This window comes from Nocardioides sp. GCM10028917 (assembly GCF_042666175.1).
In the GTDB taxonomy this organism is placed as follows: domain Bacteria; phylum Actinomycetota; class Actinomycetes; order Propionibacteriales; family Nocardioidaceae; genus Nocardioides.
Window position 1 is genome coordinate 618036 of sequence record NZ_JBHTFL010000003.1, and the last position, 15110, is coordinate 633145.

Here is a 15110-nt window from a genome sequence, read left to right on the forward strand (position 1 = left end):
GCATCGCAAAGCGCACCGACGGCGCGTGGGGCGGGCCCGTCGTCGCTGCGGATGGCGATCGAAGACAGTCGGTGCGATGCGCCGGATCACCGGGGCGAGAGCGTGGAGGAGACCTGGTCCGGAACCCGCTCGTAGCGCGCGAACGCCCGGGTGAACGACGCCGAGCCGTGGGCGAGGGAGCGCAGGTCGGCGGCGTACCGGCGGAGCTCCAGCTGTGGCACGTGGGCCCTGATCACGACCATGCCCGGCTCACGGGCCGGCTCGCTGCCCAGGACCTTGCCCCGGCGAGCGGACAGGTCCCCCATGATGGTGCCGACGAGGGCGTCCGCGACGAGCACCTCGACCTCGTCGACCGGTTCGAGCAGGCACGTCCCTCCTCGGGTCGCGGCGTCGCGCAGCGCGAGCCCGCCGGCCGTCTGGAACGCCATGTCGGAGGAGTCGACGCTGTGCGCCTTGCCGTCGGTCAGGGTCACCCTGATGTCGACCGTCGGACAGCCGTTCGCGACCCCGTCCCTCATCTGCGACCGGACTCCCTTCTCGACCGAGGGGATGAACTGACGGGGCACCGCACCCCCCACCACGCGGTCGACGAACTCGAACCCACCGCCTTGCGGGAGCGGCTCCACCTCGACGGTGCACACGGCGTACTGCCCGTGACCGCCACTCTGCTTGACGTGCCGGCCGTGACCGGTGGCCGGGCCGACGAAGGTCTCCCGCATCGGCACCCGGAGCTCGACCTCGTCGACGTCCACGCCGTAGCGGCCGGCGAGCCGGTCGAGCAGCACGTCCGCGTGGGCCTCCCCCATCGTCCAGAGCACCACCTGGTGGGTCTCCTCGTTGTGCTCGACGCGAAGGGTGGGGTCCTCGGCGGCGAGCCTCTGGAGCCCCGGGCCGAGCTTGTCCTCGGCGCTCTTCGTCCGGACCTGGATCGCCACCGGCAGCTGCGGGTCCGGCACCTGCCAGGGTTCGAGCACGAGCGGCGCGTCGACGTCGGCGAGGGTGTCACTGGTCTCGGCCCGGCTCAGTCGTCCGATGGCGCACAGGTCGCCCGCGACCACGGCCGGGACGGTGCGCTGGGCCTTGCCCAGTGGCACGGAGAGGGACCCGATCCGCTCGTCCTCGTCGTGGTCCGGGTGGCTGGCGTCCGGGTCGGCATCGCCCGACCACGCCGAGCGGTGCCCGGACACGTGCACCGTGGCGTCCGGCAGCACGGTGCCCGAGAACACGCGGACCAGGCTGACGCGCCCGAGGTACGGGTCGGTGGTCGTCTTGATGACCTCTGCGACCAACGGACCGGACGGGTCGCACGCGATCTCCGGCCCCGGTCGACCCGCCGGTGTGCATACCTTCGGCATGGGGTGCTCGAGGGGTGAGGGAAACGCGGACACCATCAGGTCGAGCAGCTCGCCGGCTCCCACGCCGCTGGTGGAGTCGACGGGGACGACGGGGTGCAACGACCCCCGGGCGACCGCCAGCTCGAGGTCGGCGAGGAGGAGCCCGGCGTCGATCTCCTCGCCACCGACGTAGCGCTCCATCAGCGTCTCGTCCTCGGACTCCTCGATGATGCCTTCGACGAGGGCGGCTCGCTGCGCGTCGTGGCCGTGGTCCCCGGTGATCAGGCCGACGAGACGCCCTCCCTCATGCAGGTAGACGGGCAGGACCCGCTCGCCGAAGGCGTCGCGCGCCTGCGCCACGACGCCGTCGACGTCGGCGCGGGCGTGGTCGACCCTGGTGACGACGACCACCCGTGGCATGGCCACCTCTGCGCACTCGCGCCAGAGCGCCCGTGTCTGCTCGTCGACGCCCTCGTTCGCGGCGACGACGAACAGCGCGCAGTCCGCAGCCCGGAGGCCCGCTCGGACCTCCCCCACGAAGTCGACGTAGCCGGGGGCGTCCAGCAGGTTGACCTTCACGCCGTCGTGCACCAGCGGCGCGAGCGCGAGTCCGACGGAGCGTCGGTGACGGTGCTCGACCTCCTCGAAGTCGCACACGGTCGTGCCGTCGTCGGTGCTGCCGGCCCTGTTGAGCACCCCGGCCGTCACCAGCAGCCGCTCGACGAGGGTGGTCTTCCCCGCGCCCGCCGCGCCCACGACCAGCACGTTGCGGATGCGCTCCGGTCCGGTCGCGACCGGGGCGCCGGCCTGGGCGGCACCACCGCCGGACTCTCTGCTCACCGTGGCGGCTCCCGCTCACTCGTGCGACGGTCCGAGAACTCTCAACCCACTGTCGCCCGATTGGTCCCGCGAGGCAAGGGCGAGCCGGCGCTGGCGACGTCAGGTGCGCTGCCAGCGATCCGTGTCCTGGGCCGCGAGGCGTACGCCGGCGTTGGGAGCGCCGTAGCCGTCGTAGCCGTCGACGCGCTGCACCACCTCGAAGAACACCTCGCCGACCGTGGCGGTGTAGAAGTGCGTGAAGGTGCCCGCCCCGTCACGGTCGTGCAGGAGGCCGAGCTCGGCCATCTCCCGGACCTCGGCCTTGGAGAGGTCGAACCGGGCGACGAGGTCGTCGTAGTAGTTCTGCGGGACGGCGAGCGGCACCAGGCCGCGCTCGACCGCGCGCCGGGCGACGGTGACGACGTCGTCGGTCGAGAACGCCACGTGCTGCGGGAAGCCGGACGACGCGTCCCACGCCAGTGGCGCGACGTTGAGGGCGAGCCGGCACGCACCGGATGCCGAGCGCACGACCTGGCTGCGCACCAGTCCGTGGGGTGACGGGACCTCATGGCTGACGTCCACCCGGAGACCGAGGACGCTGCTGTAGAAGAGGACAGCCTCGTCGAAGCACTGCCACGGCTCGGCCAGGTTGACGTGGTCGATCCCCGTCAGCACGCCGGAGCCCGGCTCCCGGCCTCCCTCGAACTCCGGCACCCACGCTGCCTCCTGGCCGCCCCCTGAGCCGAGGAACACCTCCGTGCCGTCGGGCGCCCGGAACGCCGGGAGCTCCTGCTCGGTGGCGAGCGTCCGCCGGTAGACCGTCGGCGCCTGGAGTGCCCGAGCGCGAGCGGCCGAGACGGCCGGGTCGGCCACCTGGAACCCGACGGCGGCGAGCGACGGTGCCCGGTCACGGGCGTGCTGCTCGTTGCAGACGATCCGCGCCGGCCCGTCGGCCCACAGCCGGGCGTCCTTGCTCCGGTGTCGGCCCCGGAACGTGAGGCCGAGCTGGCCGAGGAGCACGTCGACATCGCCGGTGTCCTCCGCCCGCACCTCGACGAAGTCGAATCCTGTCGGTTCGGCTACCGGCGGGAGCGGTCTGCTGCCGACCAGGTCCTCGAGCCAGGTGAGGGACCGGCGGGCCTGGCGCGCGGTCCGCCCGACCTCGGTCTGCCGGAAGACGTCGTTGAACACCTCGAGGGACAGCGGTCCGTCGTACCCCGTTCGCAGCACGTGGGTGAGGAACGAACCGAGGTCGAACGCTCCCTCCCCCGGGAACAGGCGGTGGTGGCGCGACCACGACAGCACGTCCATGCTCAGCGCCGGAGCGTCCGCGAGCTGGAGGAAGAACACCTTCTCGCCCGGGATCTCCTCGATCGCAACCGGGTCGTGGCCACGGGACAGGATGTGGAAGCTGTCGAGGCAGACACCGACGGCGTCGTGGTCGGCGAGCTCGACGATGCGCCAGGCCCGGCGGTAGTCGTCGACGTACCGCCCCCACGCCAGCGCCTCGAAGGCGACGCGTACGCCGTGATCGGCGGCAGCCTCCCCCAGTCGGCGCAGCTGCTCGGCCGACACCGCGTCGTCGTCGATCGTCGCGGTGCCGACGTTGCTGCACACGAGCATGGTGTCGATGCCCAGTCGCTGCATCAGGGCGAACTTGGCCCGGGCGCGCCGCAGCACACGCTCGAACTCGTCCTCGGTGACGCCTTCCGCGTCCCGGAACGGCTGGTACAGGTCGAGCGAGAGGCCCAGCCGGCTGGCCAGCGCCACGATCTCCTCCGGACCGGCGGGAGAGGCGATCAGGTCGGGCTCGAAGACCTCGACCCCGTCGAAGCCGGCGTCGGCGGCGGCGTGGAGCTTGTCGGTCAGGGTGCCGCTGAGGCAGACCGTCGCGATCGACGTGCGCATCACGTCTCCTCGGGGGTCGACGGGGTGAGCAGCCGTGCAGGGTTGAGCACCATCATCTGATGGAGCTGCTCGTCGGTCGCCCCTCCGCCCCTCAGCCGGGGAAGGATCCGACGCGAGATGTTCTCGAGGTTCCAGTGCGGCACGTTTGCCGCGCGCCACGACGGAGGCGTGACGCGACTGAAGTACGCCGCGTCGTGGGACAGGACCATGCGGTCGGCGTAGCCCTCTCGCAGCAGCGCGAGCACGGTCGCCACCCGTACGTCGTCGGGAAGCACGTGCTCCATCCCGAAGCGGTCCATCCCTATGCTCGCCCCGGAGTCCATCAGCTCGCGCAGGTAGTCCAGGTCCTCGCTGTCGCCGCAGTGGCCGATGACCAGCCGCTCGGGTGCGACGCCGTGCTCCTGGAAGAAGGCGAGCTGCTCGCGCCCGTTGCGCGACGGCGCGTGGGTGTGCGTCGTGACCGGGACGCCGGTGCGCCGCTGCGCGGACGCTGCCGCCTCCATCACCCGGCGCACGTCGGGAGTGATGCCCGAGCGGTCGGTGACGACCTTGAGCATGCCGGCCCGCACACCGGTGCCCGCGATCCCGACCTCGATGTCGCGCAGGAACAGCTCGAGCAGCGGGTCCGGACCCCCCACCAGGCGGCCCGGGCCGTGGGTCGAGAAGTACGCCGGCAGGACATCGGCCGCGTAGTAGCCGGTCGAGGCGACCAGGTGCACGCGGACCCGCTCGGCCACCTTCGCGACGCGGGCCACGTCACGACCGATGCCCAGGACGGTGAGGTCGACGACGGTGCGGACCCCGAGGTCCCACAGCCGCTCCAGTCCTCGGACGGCCGTCTCGATCGCCACGTCCTCGTCCCACTCGGGGTGGGGGAAGTCCACGTCGAGCTCGGGGTGGCCCACGAACAGGTGCTCGTGGATGAGCGTCGTGCCGAGGTCGCGCGGCGCCACCGGGCCGCGGAAGGTCTCCACGATCCGCTCGGTCACCGTCTCGTCACGCTCCTCGTCACTCGGCCTCGCCGCGGATGCCTTCGTAGACCGCCAGCTGTTCCTCGTCGAAGTTGTCGCGGAGGTAGGCGTCGGCCTGGCTACGGAAGGCCTCGACGTCGACGTCGTCGACGACCTTCATGTCGCCGGTCTCCTCCCACTCGGCGAGCGTGGCCTCCTCGTCCTCGGCGACGCACTCCGGGACCTGCTCCTCCGCCGCCTCGACCGCGGACGCCAGGGCGTCCTGCTGCTCGGAGCTGAGGCCCGCCCACGAGTCGCCGCCGATGATCACCAGGTTGGAGTTCGCCTGGTGGTCCGACATCGAGATGTAGTCCTGGACGTCCTGGAGACTGCTGGCCGCGATGTTGGTGATCGGGTTCTCCTGCCCGTCGACCGTGCCCTGCTGGAGGGCGAGGAACAGCTCCTCGTAGGCCACCTCGGTCGCGTCGGCGCCCAGCGCCTTGGCGTTCATGAGGAACTGCGGGGAGTTGGGGAAGCGCATCCGCAGGCCGTCGAGGTCGCCGGGCTCGCGGATGGGCTCGTTGGCGGTGAACTCCCGCATGCCGGCAGACCACGCGCCCAGGGTGTGCACGCCGGTCTCGTCCTCGAATCCCTGCAGCAGCTCGTCGGCGGCGTCGCTGTCGAAGTAGCGAGCGAGGTGGTCGCTGTCGTCAAAGGCGTACGCCGCGTCGAGCACGGACACCGGCTCGTAGACCGCGCCCAGTGCGGATGCGCCTTGGATGTCCATGTCGATGTCACCGGAGACGACCGACGCGATCCGGTCGGCGTCCGCTCCGAGCTGGCTCGAGGAGAAGACCTCGATCGACATCCCGACGTCGGCCTTCTTGACCTCGTCTGCGATGACCTGAGCCCCGCAGCGGTGCTGCGGCTGGTCCTCGGTGTAGCTGTGGGCCAGCTGCAGAGTGGTGTCGCCGCCGGACTCCCCGGCGGCACCCCCTTCGTCGTCGCCACCACAGGCGGCGAGGAACATCGGTAGCGCGACGACGCAGGCTGCGAGGACCGCGCTCCTTCCCTTCGTGCGATGTGCCATCATCCATTCCTTTTCTCAGTGGGGTTCCGAGAGCGGCTCGTCTCGGTCGCGACGAGCTCGTCGAAGTCGCGCAGCATCGCGGCGCGGTCGGCAGGCCGGCCGGTGATCAGCTCAAAGGCGTCGGCGGCCTGGTGCACGGCCATCCCCGCTCCCGTCAGGACGGTGCACCCGGCCGCTGCGGCGGCGTCCAGAAGAGTCGTGTGGAGCGGGCGGTAGACGATGTCGGCCACCCACAACCCGGGCCGGAGCAGCTCGGCCGGGACCGGCGTCCCGGGGTGCGCGGCCATCCCCATGGGGCTGGCGTTGACCAGACCGGTGGCCATGCCGACGGCCGCCCGCAGCCAGCCGGCGGTCGGCTGCACGATCTCGATGACTGTCGAGCGGTCGTCCAGCGAGACCGCGAGACGAGCCGCGCGTTCGTGGTCGAGGTCCACGACGAGGAGACGGCGTACGCCCAGGTCGACGAGCGCGTGTGCCACCGCCGTGCCCGCCCCGCCCGCACCGAGCAGGACCACGCGGTCGCGATCGGCGTCCGGCAGTCCTTCGGTGAAGGACCTCTTGAACCCGGTGACGTCGGTGTTGTGCCCGGTGGTTCGTCCGTCCCGGATGATGATCGTGTTGAGCGCGCCGATCGCCTGGACCGCGGGAGCCGTCTCGTCGACGAGCGGCACCATCGCCTGCTTCACCGGGTGGGTGATGTTGAGGCCGTCGTAGCCCAGCTCCACCGCAGCCGCGAGGAGATGTTCGAGGTGGGCTTCGTCCACCACTCCGCCGGCCTGCTCGATGACCTTGTAGACGTAGCGCAGGCCCTGGCGTTCGGCCTCCCGCTCGTGCATCTCGGGCGTCAGCGACGGGCCGACACCCTGCCCGATCAGGCCGGCGAGCCACGAACGCCTGTCCGGCCCGCTCACAGGCCCAGCCTCTCGGGCAGGTAGAGGATCACGTCCGGCCAGAAGATGATCCCGAAGCAGAGCAGCGACAGCGGCACGAGGAAGGGCAGCGAGCCCCAGAAGACCTCCGCCATCCTGGCCTTGGTGATGGCCTGCAGGACGAAGATGACCGTGCCCACGGGGGGCGTCAGCAGCCCGATCATCTGCGACAGGATCATCAACACGCCGAGCGCGATCGGGTCCACGTCGTACTGCGCCGCGATCGGCAACAGGATGGGAACGGTCAGCGTGAGCACGGCGATCGCGTCGAGTGCGGTGCCCAACACCATCGACATCGCGAAGACCAGGAGGAGGAACACGGTGGGGTCGCTCGTCAGCCCGAGCATCCACTGGGAGATCTCCTGGGGGACCCGTTCGCGGGCGAGGACGTAGCCGAGCAGGTTGGCCGACGCGACGATCAGCATGATGCTGCCGGTGGTGAGCGCCGCTTCCACGAACACCTTCGGCAGGTCCCGCAGGTGGAGGGTCCGCAGGCCGAACCCGAGGAGCAGCATGTAGAGGGCGCCGACGGCCGCCGCCTCGGTGGGCGTGACGAAGCCGCCGAGGATCCCACCGAGGATGATCACCGGCGCACCGAGAGGGGCGATCACGCGACGGCCGGTGGACGCCACCCGGCTCCAGCTGAACTCGGTCCGCGGCAAGTCGGGCATCCGCCGCACCCAGAGGAAGACCACCAGGCACAGGCCGACGGCCATCAGGAAGGCAGGCACCACGGAGGCTGCGAAGAGCGCCCCCGTCGAGATGCCGGCCAGACCCGCGTAGATGACTGCCGGGATGCTCGGCGGCATCACCGGAGCGATCAGGGAGGACGAGCCGACGACCCCGAGCGCGAACGGACGCGAGTAGCCCGCGCGCAGCATGGCCGGGATCTCGACCTTGCCGAGCGCGGCCGCGTCCGCCACCGCGGAGCCGCTCATCCACGAGAAGCCGAGGCTGACACCGACGCTGACGTAGCCCAGGCTGCCGCGGACCCTGCCGAGCAGGGCGAGCGCGAAGTCGAAGAGCCGGTCGGCGATGCCCGCCTGGTTGGCGATCGAGCCGAGCAGGATGAAGAGCGGCACCGCGAGCAGCGGGAAGCTCGCCGTCGAGTTGGACACGAGCCTCAGGGCCAGCCCCACGGACTGGTCGCTCGTCATCATGTAGAGGAAGCAGGGGCCGAAGAAGGCGAACGCGACCGGGACGCGGATCACCAGCAGGCCGGCGATCAGGAGGCAGAGGACGAGGACGCTCATGCCGTGGGCATCTCGTGGGTTGCGAGGTCGTCGTACCTCGGCTCGGGAACGCCGTGCACGGCGTAGTCCACGGCGGCGATCAGCGAGCGGACCACCACGCTGACGAAGCCGATCAGCGAGACGCCGTAGAGCCAGGACATCGGCATGCGCATCGCCGGCGACTTGAGCATGTCCTGGGTCTGCACGAGCTCCCACGCCTCCGCGCACAGGGCGACACCGATGAGCGCGACGATGAGGCAGGAGACGACGCGGACGACCCGCCGCACGAGATCGCCCGGAACGAGGTCGATCATCTCGATCGAGATGTGGGAGTCGTTGGTGACCAGGACCCCGGCGAGGACGAAGGTGAGCCAGACCAGGCAGAACCTGGCGAGCTCCCCGCTCCACGGCCATCCGTCGATCGGGAGGTAGCGCTGCGCCGCCTGGACCAGCACCAGGCCGAAGATCAGCAGCAGCGCGGCCACGCCGATCGTCAGCTCGACAGCGGTCAGCACCCGCGCGACTCGCGTCAGCCACGCGGGCATGCGCCGGCTTCCTCGGCCGTCGTCGGTGATGGTCGTCACAGCCGCGAAGTTACGGAGTGCGGCAAACGGGCGGCAAGGGGTTGCCATCGTGTTGCCACGTACGTTGTCCTGTCCTCGTGGCCCGACCCACCATCTACGACGTCGCCACTGCTGCGGGCGTCGCCACCTCGACCGTCTCGCGCGCCTTCACCAACCCCGGAAGGGTCTCGGCGGCGACCCGCGAGCGGGTGCTGGCCAGCGCGGCGGAGCTCGGCTACCGGCCCAACCCTCATGCACGGGCGCTGCTGTCGGGCCGGCACCACACCGTGGCCATGGTGGTGTCGGACATCACCAACCCGCACTACTTCGAGCTGATCCGGGGAGCCGAGATGCGGGCCCGCATGTCGGAGTACACGCTGCTCCTCGTGAACGCGGAGGAGTCGCCGCGGATGGAGTGGGAGCAGATCCAGCGACTCGCGCCGGCCGTCGACGGGTTCCTCCTCGCGGCGAGCCGGCTGCCGGACGAGAACCTGAGGCAGATCGCGGACCAGCGTCCCGTGGTCCTCATGAGCCGGGAGGTGCCCGGGCTCGCCAGCGTCGTGCTGGACCACGTCGAGGGGTGCCGGCAGATCGTCGCCCACCTCTGCTCGCTGGGCCACCGCGAGCTCGTCTACCTCGCCGGACCGCGCAACTCCTGGATGGCTGCCACCCGCTGGGCCGCCCTGAAGGAGGCGGCTGAGGGAGCCGGGACCACCGCTCGTCGGATCGGACCGTTCACCCCGAAGGTCAGCCAGGGCGGGGCAGCCGCGGACGGCGCCCTGAACGACGGCGCGTCGGCGATCGTCGCCCACAACGACCTGCTCGCGATCGGCGTCATCCAGCGCCTCACACAACGGGGGCTACGAGTGCCCGCCGATGTCAGCGTCGTCGGGTTCGACAACATCTTCGCCGCCGACGTGTGCACCCCGGGACTCACCACGCTCGGTGGGGCTCACGTGGACCTCGGGAGGGTCGCCGTCGAGCTGCTGCTCACCGCCGACACCCGCGGGACCGACGACCAGCCATCCGTCGTCCTGCCCACGGAGCTCGTGCTGCGCGGGTCCACCGGGGCCGCGTAGGGGTGCCCGGTCGTCCTCGGACGTCAGACCTGGCCCTGCTCGTCAGAGAGCACCTCGCGGGCGATCCGGAACGCGGTGTTCGCGTCCGGTACGCCGCAGTAGATCGCGCTCTGCAGCAGGGTCTCGCCGATCTCCTCCACCGTCACCCCGTTGCGGCGTGCGGCGCGCAGGTGCATCGCCAGCTCCTCGTGGTGACCCCTGGCGACGAGCGCGGTGATCGTGATCAGCGAGCGGGTACGCCGGTCGAGGCCGGGACGCGTCCACACCGTGCCCCATGCGTACTCCGTGATCACGGTCTGGAAGTCGCGGTCCAGGTCGGTGATCCGGTCGGTCGCGCGGTCGACGTGCGCGTCGCCGAGCACCTCGCGGCGCACGGCCATGCCGTCGTCGTACTTCGTCATGCCACCTCCCAGTGGGATCGAACGTAGGTCAGCGGGCCGCGTCGGCAGCGGCGAGGTTGTCGGCCATCCGGTCCGCGTGCACCTGCAGCCCGCTGAGCAGGTCGGCGGTCTGGCTCGCGGCGACGGCGGTACGCCGGACCAGCAGGCGCAGCGTGTCCCACTCGGCGTGCCACGCACCGTCGCCGCGCTCGTCGACCTGGTCGGCGGCACACAGGTGCAGGGTCGCGAGCAGCTGGGGCGCGGTCAGGGCGGCCCGCCGGACGAGCACGGACAGGACCGGATTGGCCTTGTGAGGCATGGACGACGACCCGCCGCCCGACGACTCCGCGACCTCGGCGATCTCGGGTCGCGAGAGCTCGAGCACGTCGCGCGCGATCCGTCCGCAGGCGCCGGTGGTCGCCGTCAGGGCGTCGGCGATGCGGGTGATCGGCCGGCGGTCGGTGTGCCAGGCGGGTACGTCGTCCAGGCCGAGGCGGGAGGCCAGGCGGTCGTCCCGCAGGGTGCCGACCGGTCCCCCGCACTGTGCGGGGAAGGCCAGCGCGGCGAGGTCGTCGGAGGCGCCCGACAGGCCGGAGCGCCATGCCGAGAGCTTGTGCCCGAAGGTGATCGGCAGCGCCCACTGCGTGAGCGTCCGGCCGATCATCGGCGCCTCGGCGTGGGAGGCCGCGAGCTGGTCGAGCGCCGATGAGGCAGAGGAGAGGTGCGAGCGCACCTCACCCACGGCGTCCCGCAGCATCAGCACCATCGCGGTGTCGAGCACGTCCTGCGACGTGAGGCCGGTGTGCACGTCCACCCCGGGGTTGGCGTCGCGCAGAGCGGCGACGAGCGGGATGACCGCGTTGCCGCCGGCCTCCGCGTCGAACGGACCGTCCGGGACCGTGAGGGAGGTGTCCGCCCACGCCGACTCGACAGCCACCATCGCTGTCACGAACGCCTCGTCGGTGAACACGTCACCGGCCCGGCGGTCGCCGGGCCAGAGCAGCTCACTCATCGCCGAAGTCGAGGAAGACGGTCTCGTCCTCGCCCTGGAGGCGTACGTCGAAGCGGAAGCCGGACTCGTCGGCGACGGCCACGAGGGTCGGACGACGGTCCGCCTCCAGCCCGTCGAGGAACGCGTCGGACGTGCCGGGAAGATATGCACGCGTGAAGAGCCGGTGGAGCAGCCCGCGCGCGAAGACGGTGATCGCGAAGAACGGCGCCGCATCCCCTGGGACCACCGTGGTGAAGCAGTAGCGCCCCTCCGCGTCGGTCGCGCTCCGACCGAAACCGGTGAACGTCCAGCCGTCGCGGTGGAGCGAGCCCGCCCGCTGCACGACCTCACCGGCCGCGTCGGCCTGCCAGAGCTCGAGGACGGCGTCGGGCACCGGCTCGCCCGCGCCGTCGTGCACCGTGCCGTGCAGGCGCACCGCTCCTGCCGTGCCCGGCGGCACCAGCTCCTGGTCGCCGTCGTAGGGCAGCGCGTCGTGGAAGAACGGTCCGACCGTCTGGCCGGGAGTCGGGATGGGGGTCACGCGTGGTCCTCCTCGGCAAGGTCCTGGTCGAGCGGGGTGCGGTGCGACCCCGTCAACACGATGTCCCACCGATAGCCGGTGGCCCACTCGTGCTGCGTCAGGTCGTGGTCGTAGGTCGCCACCAGCCGTTCACGGGCGCGCGGGTCGACGATGGACTGGTAGATCGGGTCGCGGTCGAAGAGCGGGTCGCCCGGGAAGTACATCTGGGTCACCAGCCGCTGGGTGAAGTCGGTGCCGAAGAGCGAGAAGTGGATGTGCGCCGGCCGCCAGGCGTTGTGGTGGTTCCTCCACGGGTAGGGGCCGGGCCGGATGGTGGTGAACCGATAGGTGCCGTCGGCGTCGGTGAGGCACCTTCCCATGCCGGTGAAGTGCGGATCGAGCGCCGCCGGGTGCTGGTCGCGCTGGTGGACGTAGCGCCCACCGGCGTTGGCCTGCCAGATCTCCACGAGCTGGTGGCGCACCGGCCGCCCCTCGCCGTCGAGGACGCGACCCGTGACGACCATCCGCTCCCCCACCGGCTCGCCGCCCCGCTGGATCGTGAGGTCCGACTCGAGCTCGCCGACGTCGCGTGCGCCGAACACCGGCGCCCACAGCTCGATCCCCTCGGGGTCGGCCTGCTGGAGATCCTTCGTGGGGTGACGCAGCCGGGAGGACCGGTACGGCGCGTAGTCGCGCCGCGGCTGCGTCTCCACCGCGTCGCGGGCGGCGTACGACGCCCAGATGTCACGGATCTCGGCGTCGATGACGGCCTGCAGCTCCAGCCCCGTCCCCGGGTCGCGCTCGGTGGTCACGTCGACGGCCATCCGGTGTATCCCTCCGCGAGGTAGGTGGCGCCGGCGCGGGAGCGGGTGGTGGTCATGGGTCGGACGGTAGGGAGGTGGCGGTGGTCGCGTCACCACCCGAATGTCACTCAGTGGAATAGGCTGCGCACGTGGCAGGTGGCTCCGCTCCCGGCGCGTCGCTGGTCGACCGCACCCTCGACGTGCTCGGCGCGTTCGACGAGCGCCACCGACGGCTGACACTGACCCGGCTGGCCGCACGCAGCGACCTGTCCCCGCCCACGACCCTTCGGATCGTCCGACGCCTGCTCGCCGCCGGTGCACTGGAGCGCACCGACGACGGCTCGTACGTCGTCGGTCGGCGACTGTGGGACATCGGCCTGCTCGCGCCGGTGCAGACGGGGCTGCGCGAGGTCGCGGCACCCTTCCTCCAGGACCTGCAGGCAGCCACCCGCGCGACGGTCCACCTCGCCGAGCGCGACGGCGACCAGGTCCTCTACCTCGACCGGCTCTCCGGCGTCGCCTCGGTGCCGGTGGTGAGCCGCGTCGGCTCGCGGCTGCCGATGCACGCCACCGGCGTCGGCAAGGTGCTGCTCGCGCACGCCCCGGCCGACGTGCAGCAGCGGGTGCTGGCCGACCTGCAGAGGCTGACGCCGTACACGATCGTCACGCCGGGCACCCTGGCCCGCCAGCTCGAGCGGGTCCGACGCGACGGTTTCGCGACCACCCGGGAGGAGCTGACGCTGGGCGCCTGCTCCGTCGCGGTGCCGGTGCGCGACGCCGACGGTGACGTGGTCGCCGCACTCGGCGTCGTCGTGCCGTCGCTGCGCCGCGACCGCGAACGGCTCGTCGCCGCGCTCTCGGTCGCGGCGGCGGGGATCACCCGCCTGACACGGTGAAGGCAGCACCAGCCGCGAGGGGTGCTACCAGGCGACCTGCTCGGCGTCCGTGACCAGGACGGGGCCGGCGGGCCGGAGCTCGTCGGGCTCGACGGCGTCCTGCAGACCGGTGAAGTCCAGACCGGTGCGCTCCTCGAGCAGGTCGAGCGGGACGAGCCAGGTGTCGAAGTCCTCGAGGAAGTCGGGCACCGCGCCCTCGAGGCCGTCGAGGTCCTGGGTCAGCACGAACGCCTTCGCGCGCAGCTCGCCGTCGAGCCGGTAGACGACGACCTTCCAGTGCTCGACCGGCAGCTGGACGCCCCGGTAGGGCGGGTCGTCCGGACCGAGCACGGGCCCGCCGAACAGGGTCAGGCGCCGGTCCTCGAGGCCGTCGAGCTCGAGCACGGCGTTCTCGAGAAGGCCCCAGACCCCGCCGCGTCCGGACTGGTTGAAGTCCTGGTGCTGGGGCGTGATGTTGGTGAAGTGGAACGAGTCGGAGTTGGCCTGCTTCGCCTCGTCGAGAGTGCCCCACAGCAGGTCGGAGCGGCGCGCGACGTGGCCGCGGTCGAGGTCGTTGTCGGCGTACACCTCCTCACCGGTCTGCGCGTCGGCCGGGATGCGGGGGTCGAGCCGGAAGACCTGTCCCGAGCGGCTGATGCTGTCACCAGGGAACAGGCGCAGGCCGTCGATGTTCCAGGCCACCCACCACGCCAGCCCACGATCGGGGTGCATCCGGACCGTGAAGTGCGCGTAGTCGAGCGGCGTGGCGAGCGCGGGGTCCTCGTCCGGACCGGGAGCAGGCGCCTGCGGCGGTGCGAGATCGGTGTCGAGGAAGCGGGGGTCGTACCCGAGGTCGGCCATGGCCGCAGTCTCGCGCACGCCTCGGACAGGCGGCGGTGCCGCGCTCAGCCGGGAGCCATGAGAACCCACAGGAGCTCGAGCGCCCGGTCCATCCACTCCGGCGACACCTCGCCGCGGCGGACGAGCTCGCCGAGGTAGGCCCCGATCAGCAGGCTCACCACGCCCTCGGCGTCGAGGCCCTCCCGCAGGAGGCCGGCCTCGACGTCCTCGCGAATCCGGCGGACGAGGTTGGCGATGTAGGGCTGCAGCGCGGCGCGGAACAGATCGGTGAACTCCGGGTCGCTGTCGCCCACGATCGCCGCGAGGCCGCCCGGTCCCAGCACGACGCCCATCTGGTGCCACGCCTGCTCGAGCGCGAAGCGGATCTTGTCGCGGACGTCGCCCTCGTCCGGCACGTCCGGCAGGCCGATCGCCGCGGAGAGGACGGCCGTCAGCAGCTCGCCGCGGTTGGGGTGGCGGCGATAGATGGTGGTCTTCGCGACGCCCGAGGTCGCCGCCACGCGGTCCATGGTGACGGCGCCCGGGCCGCCCTCGCGGAGCAGCGCGAGGACGGCTTCCCTCAGGCGTTGGTCCACCGACGCCTCGCGCGGTCGTCCCGGCCGAGGACCGGCCTCATCAGTGTCGGGCATGCTCACGCCGTGCCATCGGGTCCGACGCGGACTCCTCCTCGGTCTCGTGCCGGGGGACCGACAGCGCCGTGAGCAGCCCGAGCACGAGGACGTACGTCAGCAGGGCAGCGAGGCCGAACGCGAGCAGGACGAGCAACGGGTGCATCT

General features: G+C 71.6%; 16 protein-coding genes. 2 read left to right on the forward strand and 14 right to left on the reverse strand.

Annotated features, from left to right (window positions below):
• Window positions 1-86: 86 nt before the first annotated feature.
• The 7 genes from ACFQW6_RS06235 to ACFQW6_RS06265 form a co-directional block, all read right to left on the reverse strand.
• Window positions 87-2174: an elongation factor G-like protein EF-G2 gene (locus tag ACFQW6_RS06235; protein WP_378542358.1), complete on the reverse strand. Its 2088-nt coding sequence runs from the start codon at window positions 2172-2174 to the stop codon at window positions 87-89.
• Between the two features lie 99 nt (window positions 2175-2273).
• Window positions 2274-4061 carry a bifunctional sugar phosphate isomerase/epimerase/4-hydroxyphenylpyruvate dioxygenase family protein gene (locus tag ACFQW6_RS06240; protein ID WP_378542360.1) on the reverse strand — a complete coding sequence of 596 codons (1788 nt, stop codon included), beginning with the start codon at window positions 4059-4061 and terminating at the stop codon, window positions 2274-2276.
• Window positions 4061-5050 (reverse strand): phosphotriesterase, encoded by a 990-nt coding sequence (locus tag ACFQW6_RS06245; protein WP_378542362.1) that lies wholly within the window; start codon window positions 5048-5050, stop codon window positions 4061-4063. The genes ACFQW6_RS06240 and ACFQW6_RS06245 overlap by 1 nt, the downstream gene beginning before the upstream one ends.
• 19 nt (window positions 5051-5069) lie before the next feature.
• Window positions 5070-6101, reverse strand: coding sequence for a DctP family TRAP transporter solute-binding subunit (locus tag ACFQW6_RS06250; protein WP_378542364.1), 1032 nt, complete (start codon window positions 6099-6101; stop codon window positions 5070-5072).
• The gene (locus ACFQW6_RS06255) at window positions 6101-7012 is read right to left on the reverse strand and encodes a shikimate dehydrogenase (protein WP_378542366.1); all 912 of its coding nucleotides are present in this window, start codon (window positions 7010-7012) and stop codon (window positions 6101-6103) included. The genes ACFQW6_RS06250 and ACFQW6_RS06255 overlap by 1 nt, the downstream gene beginning before the upstream one ends.
• The gene (locus tag ACFQW6_RS06260; protein ID WP_378542368.1) at window positions 7009-8283 is read right to left on the reverse strand and encodes a TRAP transporter large permease; all 1275 of its coding nucleotides are present in this window, start codon (window positions 8281-8283) and stop codon (window positions 7009-7011) included. The genes ACFQW6_RS06255 and ACFQW6_RS06260 overlap by 4 nt, the downstream gene beginning before the upstream one ends.
• Window positions 8280-8846, reverse strand: coding sequence for a TRAP transporter small permease (locus tag ACFQW6_RS06265; RefSeq protein ID WP_378542370.1), 567 nt, complete (start codon window positions 8844-8846; stop codon window positions 8280-8282). Before ACFQW6_RS06265 ends, ACFQW6_RS06260 begins: the two co-directional genes overlap by 4 nt.
• Window positions 8847-8923: 77 nt before the next feature.
• On the opposite strand from ACFQW6_RS06265, the gene ACFQW6_RS06270 reads away from it, so the two are divergent.
• Entirely contained in the window at window positions 8924-9904 is a 981-nt protein-coding gene (locus tag ACFQW6_RS06270; RefSeq protein WP_378542372.1) for a LacI family DNA-binding transcriptional regulator, read from the forward strand.
• Between the two features lie 23 nt (window positions 9905-9927).
• Here ACFQW6_RS06270 and pcaC read toward each other — a convergent pair whose 3' ends face one another.
• The 4 genes from pcaC to pcaH are packed head-to-tail and all read right to left on the reverse strand — an operon-like array spanning window position 9928 to window position 12619.
• The gene (gene pcaC, locus ACFQW6_RS06275; protein ID WP_378542374.1) at window positions 9928-10305 is read right to left on the reverse strand and encodes a 4-carboxymuconolactone decarboxylase; all 378 of its coding nucleotides are present in this window, start codon (window positions 10303-10305) and stop codon (window positions 9928-9930) included.
• A 28-nt stretch (window positions 10306-10333) separates the two neighbouring features.
• Window positions 10334-11296, reverse strand: coding sequence for a lyase family protein (locus tag ACFQW6_RS06280; RefSeq protein ID WP_378542376.1), 963 nt, complete (start codon window positions 11294-11296; stop codon window positions 10334-10336).
• Window positions 11289-11816, reverse strand: a complete 528-nt coding sequence (gene pcaG, locus ACFQW6_RS06285; RefSeq protein ID WP_378542378.1) for a protocatechuate 3,4-dioxygenase subunit alpha — start codon at window positions 11814-11816, stop codon at window positions 11289-11291. Before pcaG ends, ACFQW6_RS06280 begins: the two co-directional genes overlap by 8 nt.
• On the reverse strand, window positions 11813-12619 hold the full coding sequence (gene pcaH / locus ACFQW6_RS06290) for a protocatechuate 3,4-dioxygenase subunit beta (protein ID WP_378542380.1): 807 nt from the start codon (window positions 12617-12619) through the stop codon (window positions 11813-11815). Before pcaH ends, pcaG begins: the two co-directional genes overlap by 4 nt.
• A gap of 128 nt (window positions 12620-12747) precedes the next feature.
• Between pcaH and ACFQW6_RS06295 the strand changes: the two genes are divergently transcribed.
• Window positions 12748-13494 carry an IclR family transcriptional regulator gene (locus ACFQW6_RS06295; RefSeq protein WP_378542382.1) on the forward strand — a complete coding sequence of 249 codons (747 nt, stop codon included), beginning with the start codon at window positions 12748-12750 and terminating at the stop codon, window positions 13492-13494.
• Between the two features lie 24 nt (window positions 13495-13518).
• Here the strand turns inward: ACFQW6_RS06295 and ACFQW6_RS06300 are convergent, their stop codons facing one another.
• Genes ACFQW6_RS06300 through ACFQW6_RS06310 form a run of 3 tightly spaced genes read right to left on the reverse strand, consistent with a single transcriptional unit; the run spans window position 13519 to window position 15108 of the window.
• Complete coding sequence (locus tag ACFQW6_RS06300; RefSeq protein ID WP_378542384.1) at window positions 13519-14334, reverse strand: DNA/RNA non-specific endonuclease; 816 nt, start codon at window positions 14332-14334, stop codon at window positions 13519-13521.
• A 44-nt stretch (window positions 14335-14378) separates the two neighbouring features.
• Window positions 14379-14963, reverse strand: a complete 585-nt coding sequence (locus tag ACFQW6_RS06305; protein WP_378542386.1) for a TetR/AcrR family transcriptional regulator — start codon at window positions 14961-14963, stop codon at window positions 14379-14381.
• Window positions 14950-15108: a hypothetical protein gene (locus ACFQW6_RS06310; protein ID WP_378542388.1), complete on the reverse strand. Its 159-nt coding sequence runs from the start codon at window positions 15106-15108 to the stop codon at window positions 14950-14952. Before ACFQW6_RS06310 ends, ACFQW6_RS06305 begins: the two co-directional genes overlap by 14 nt.
• Between the last annotated feature and the right edge of the window lie 2 nt (window positions 15109-15110).

Bases quoted from the DNA above. Each gene is read 5' to 3' on its own strand.
- ACFQW6_RS06240 (WP_378542360.1), bottom strand. From the start codon at position 4,061: ATGCGCACGTCGATCGCGACGGTCTGCCTCAGCGGCACCCTGACCGAC.
- pcaH (WP_378542380.1), bottom strand. From the start codon at position 12,619: ATGGCCGTCGACGTGACCACCGAGCGCGACCCGGGGACGGGGCTGGAG.
- ACFQW6_RS06250 (WP_378542364.1), bottom strand. From the start codon at position 6,101: ATGGCACATCGCACGAAGGGAAGGAGCGCGGTCCTCGCAGCCTGCGTC.
- ACFQW6_RS06260 (WP_378542368.1), bottom strand. From the start codon at position 8,283: ATGAGCGTCCTCGTCCTCTGCCTCCTGATCGCCGGCCTGCTGGTGATC.
- ACFQW6_RS06310 (WP_378542388.1), bottom strand. From the start codon at position 15,108: ATGCACCCGTTGCTCGTCCTGCTCGCGTTCGGCCTCGCTGCCCTGCTG.
- pcaC (WP_378542374.1), bottom strand. From the start codon at position 10,305: ATGACGAAGTACGACGACGGCATGGCCGTGCGCCGCGAGGTGCTCGGC.
- ACFQW6_RS06280 (WP_378542376.1), bottom strand. From the start codon at position 11,296: ATGAGTGAGCTGCTCTGGCCCGGCGACCGCCGGGCCGGTGACGTGTTC.
- ACFQW6_RS06305 (WP_378542386.1), bottom strand. From the start codon at position 14,963: ATGCCCGACACTGATGAGGCCGGTCCTCGGCCGGGACGACCGCGCGAG.
- ACFQW6_RS06300 (WP_378542384.1), bottom strand. From the start codon at position 14,334: ATGGCCGACCTCGGGTACGACCCCCGCTTCCTCGACACCGATCTCGCA.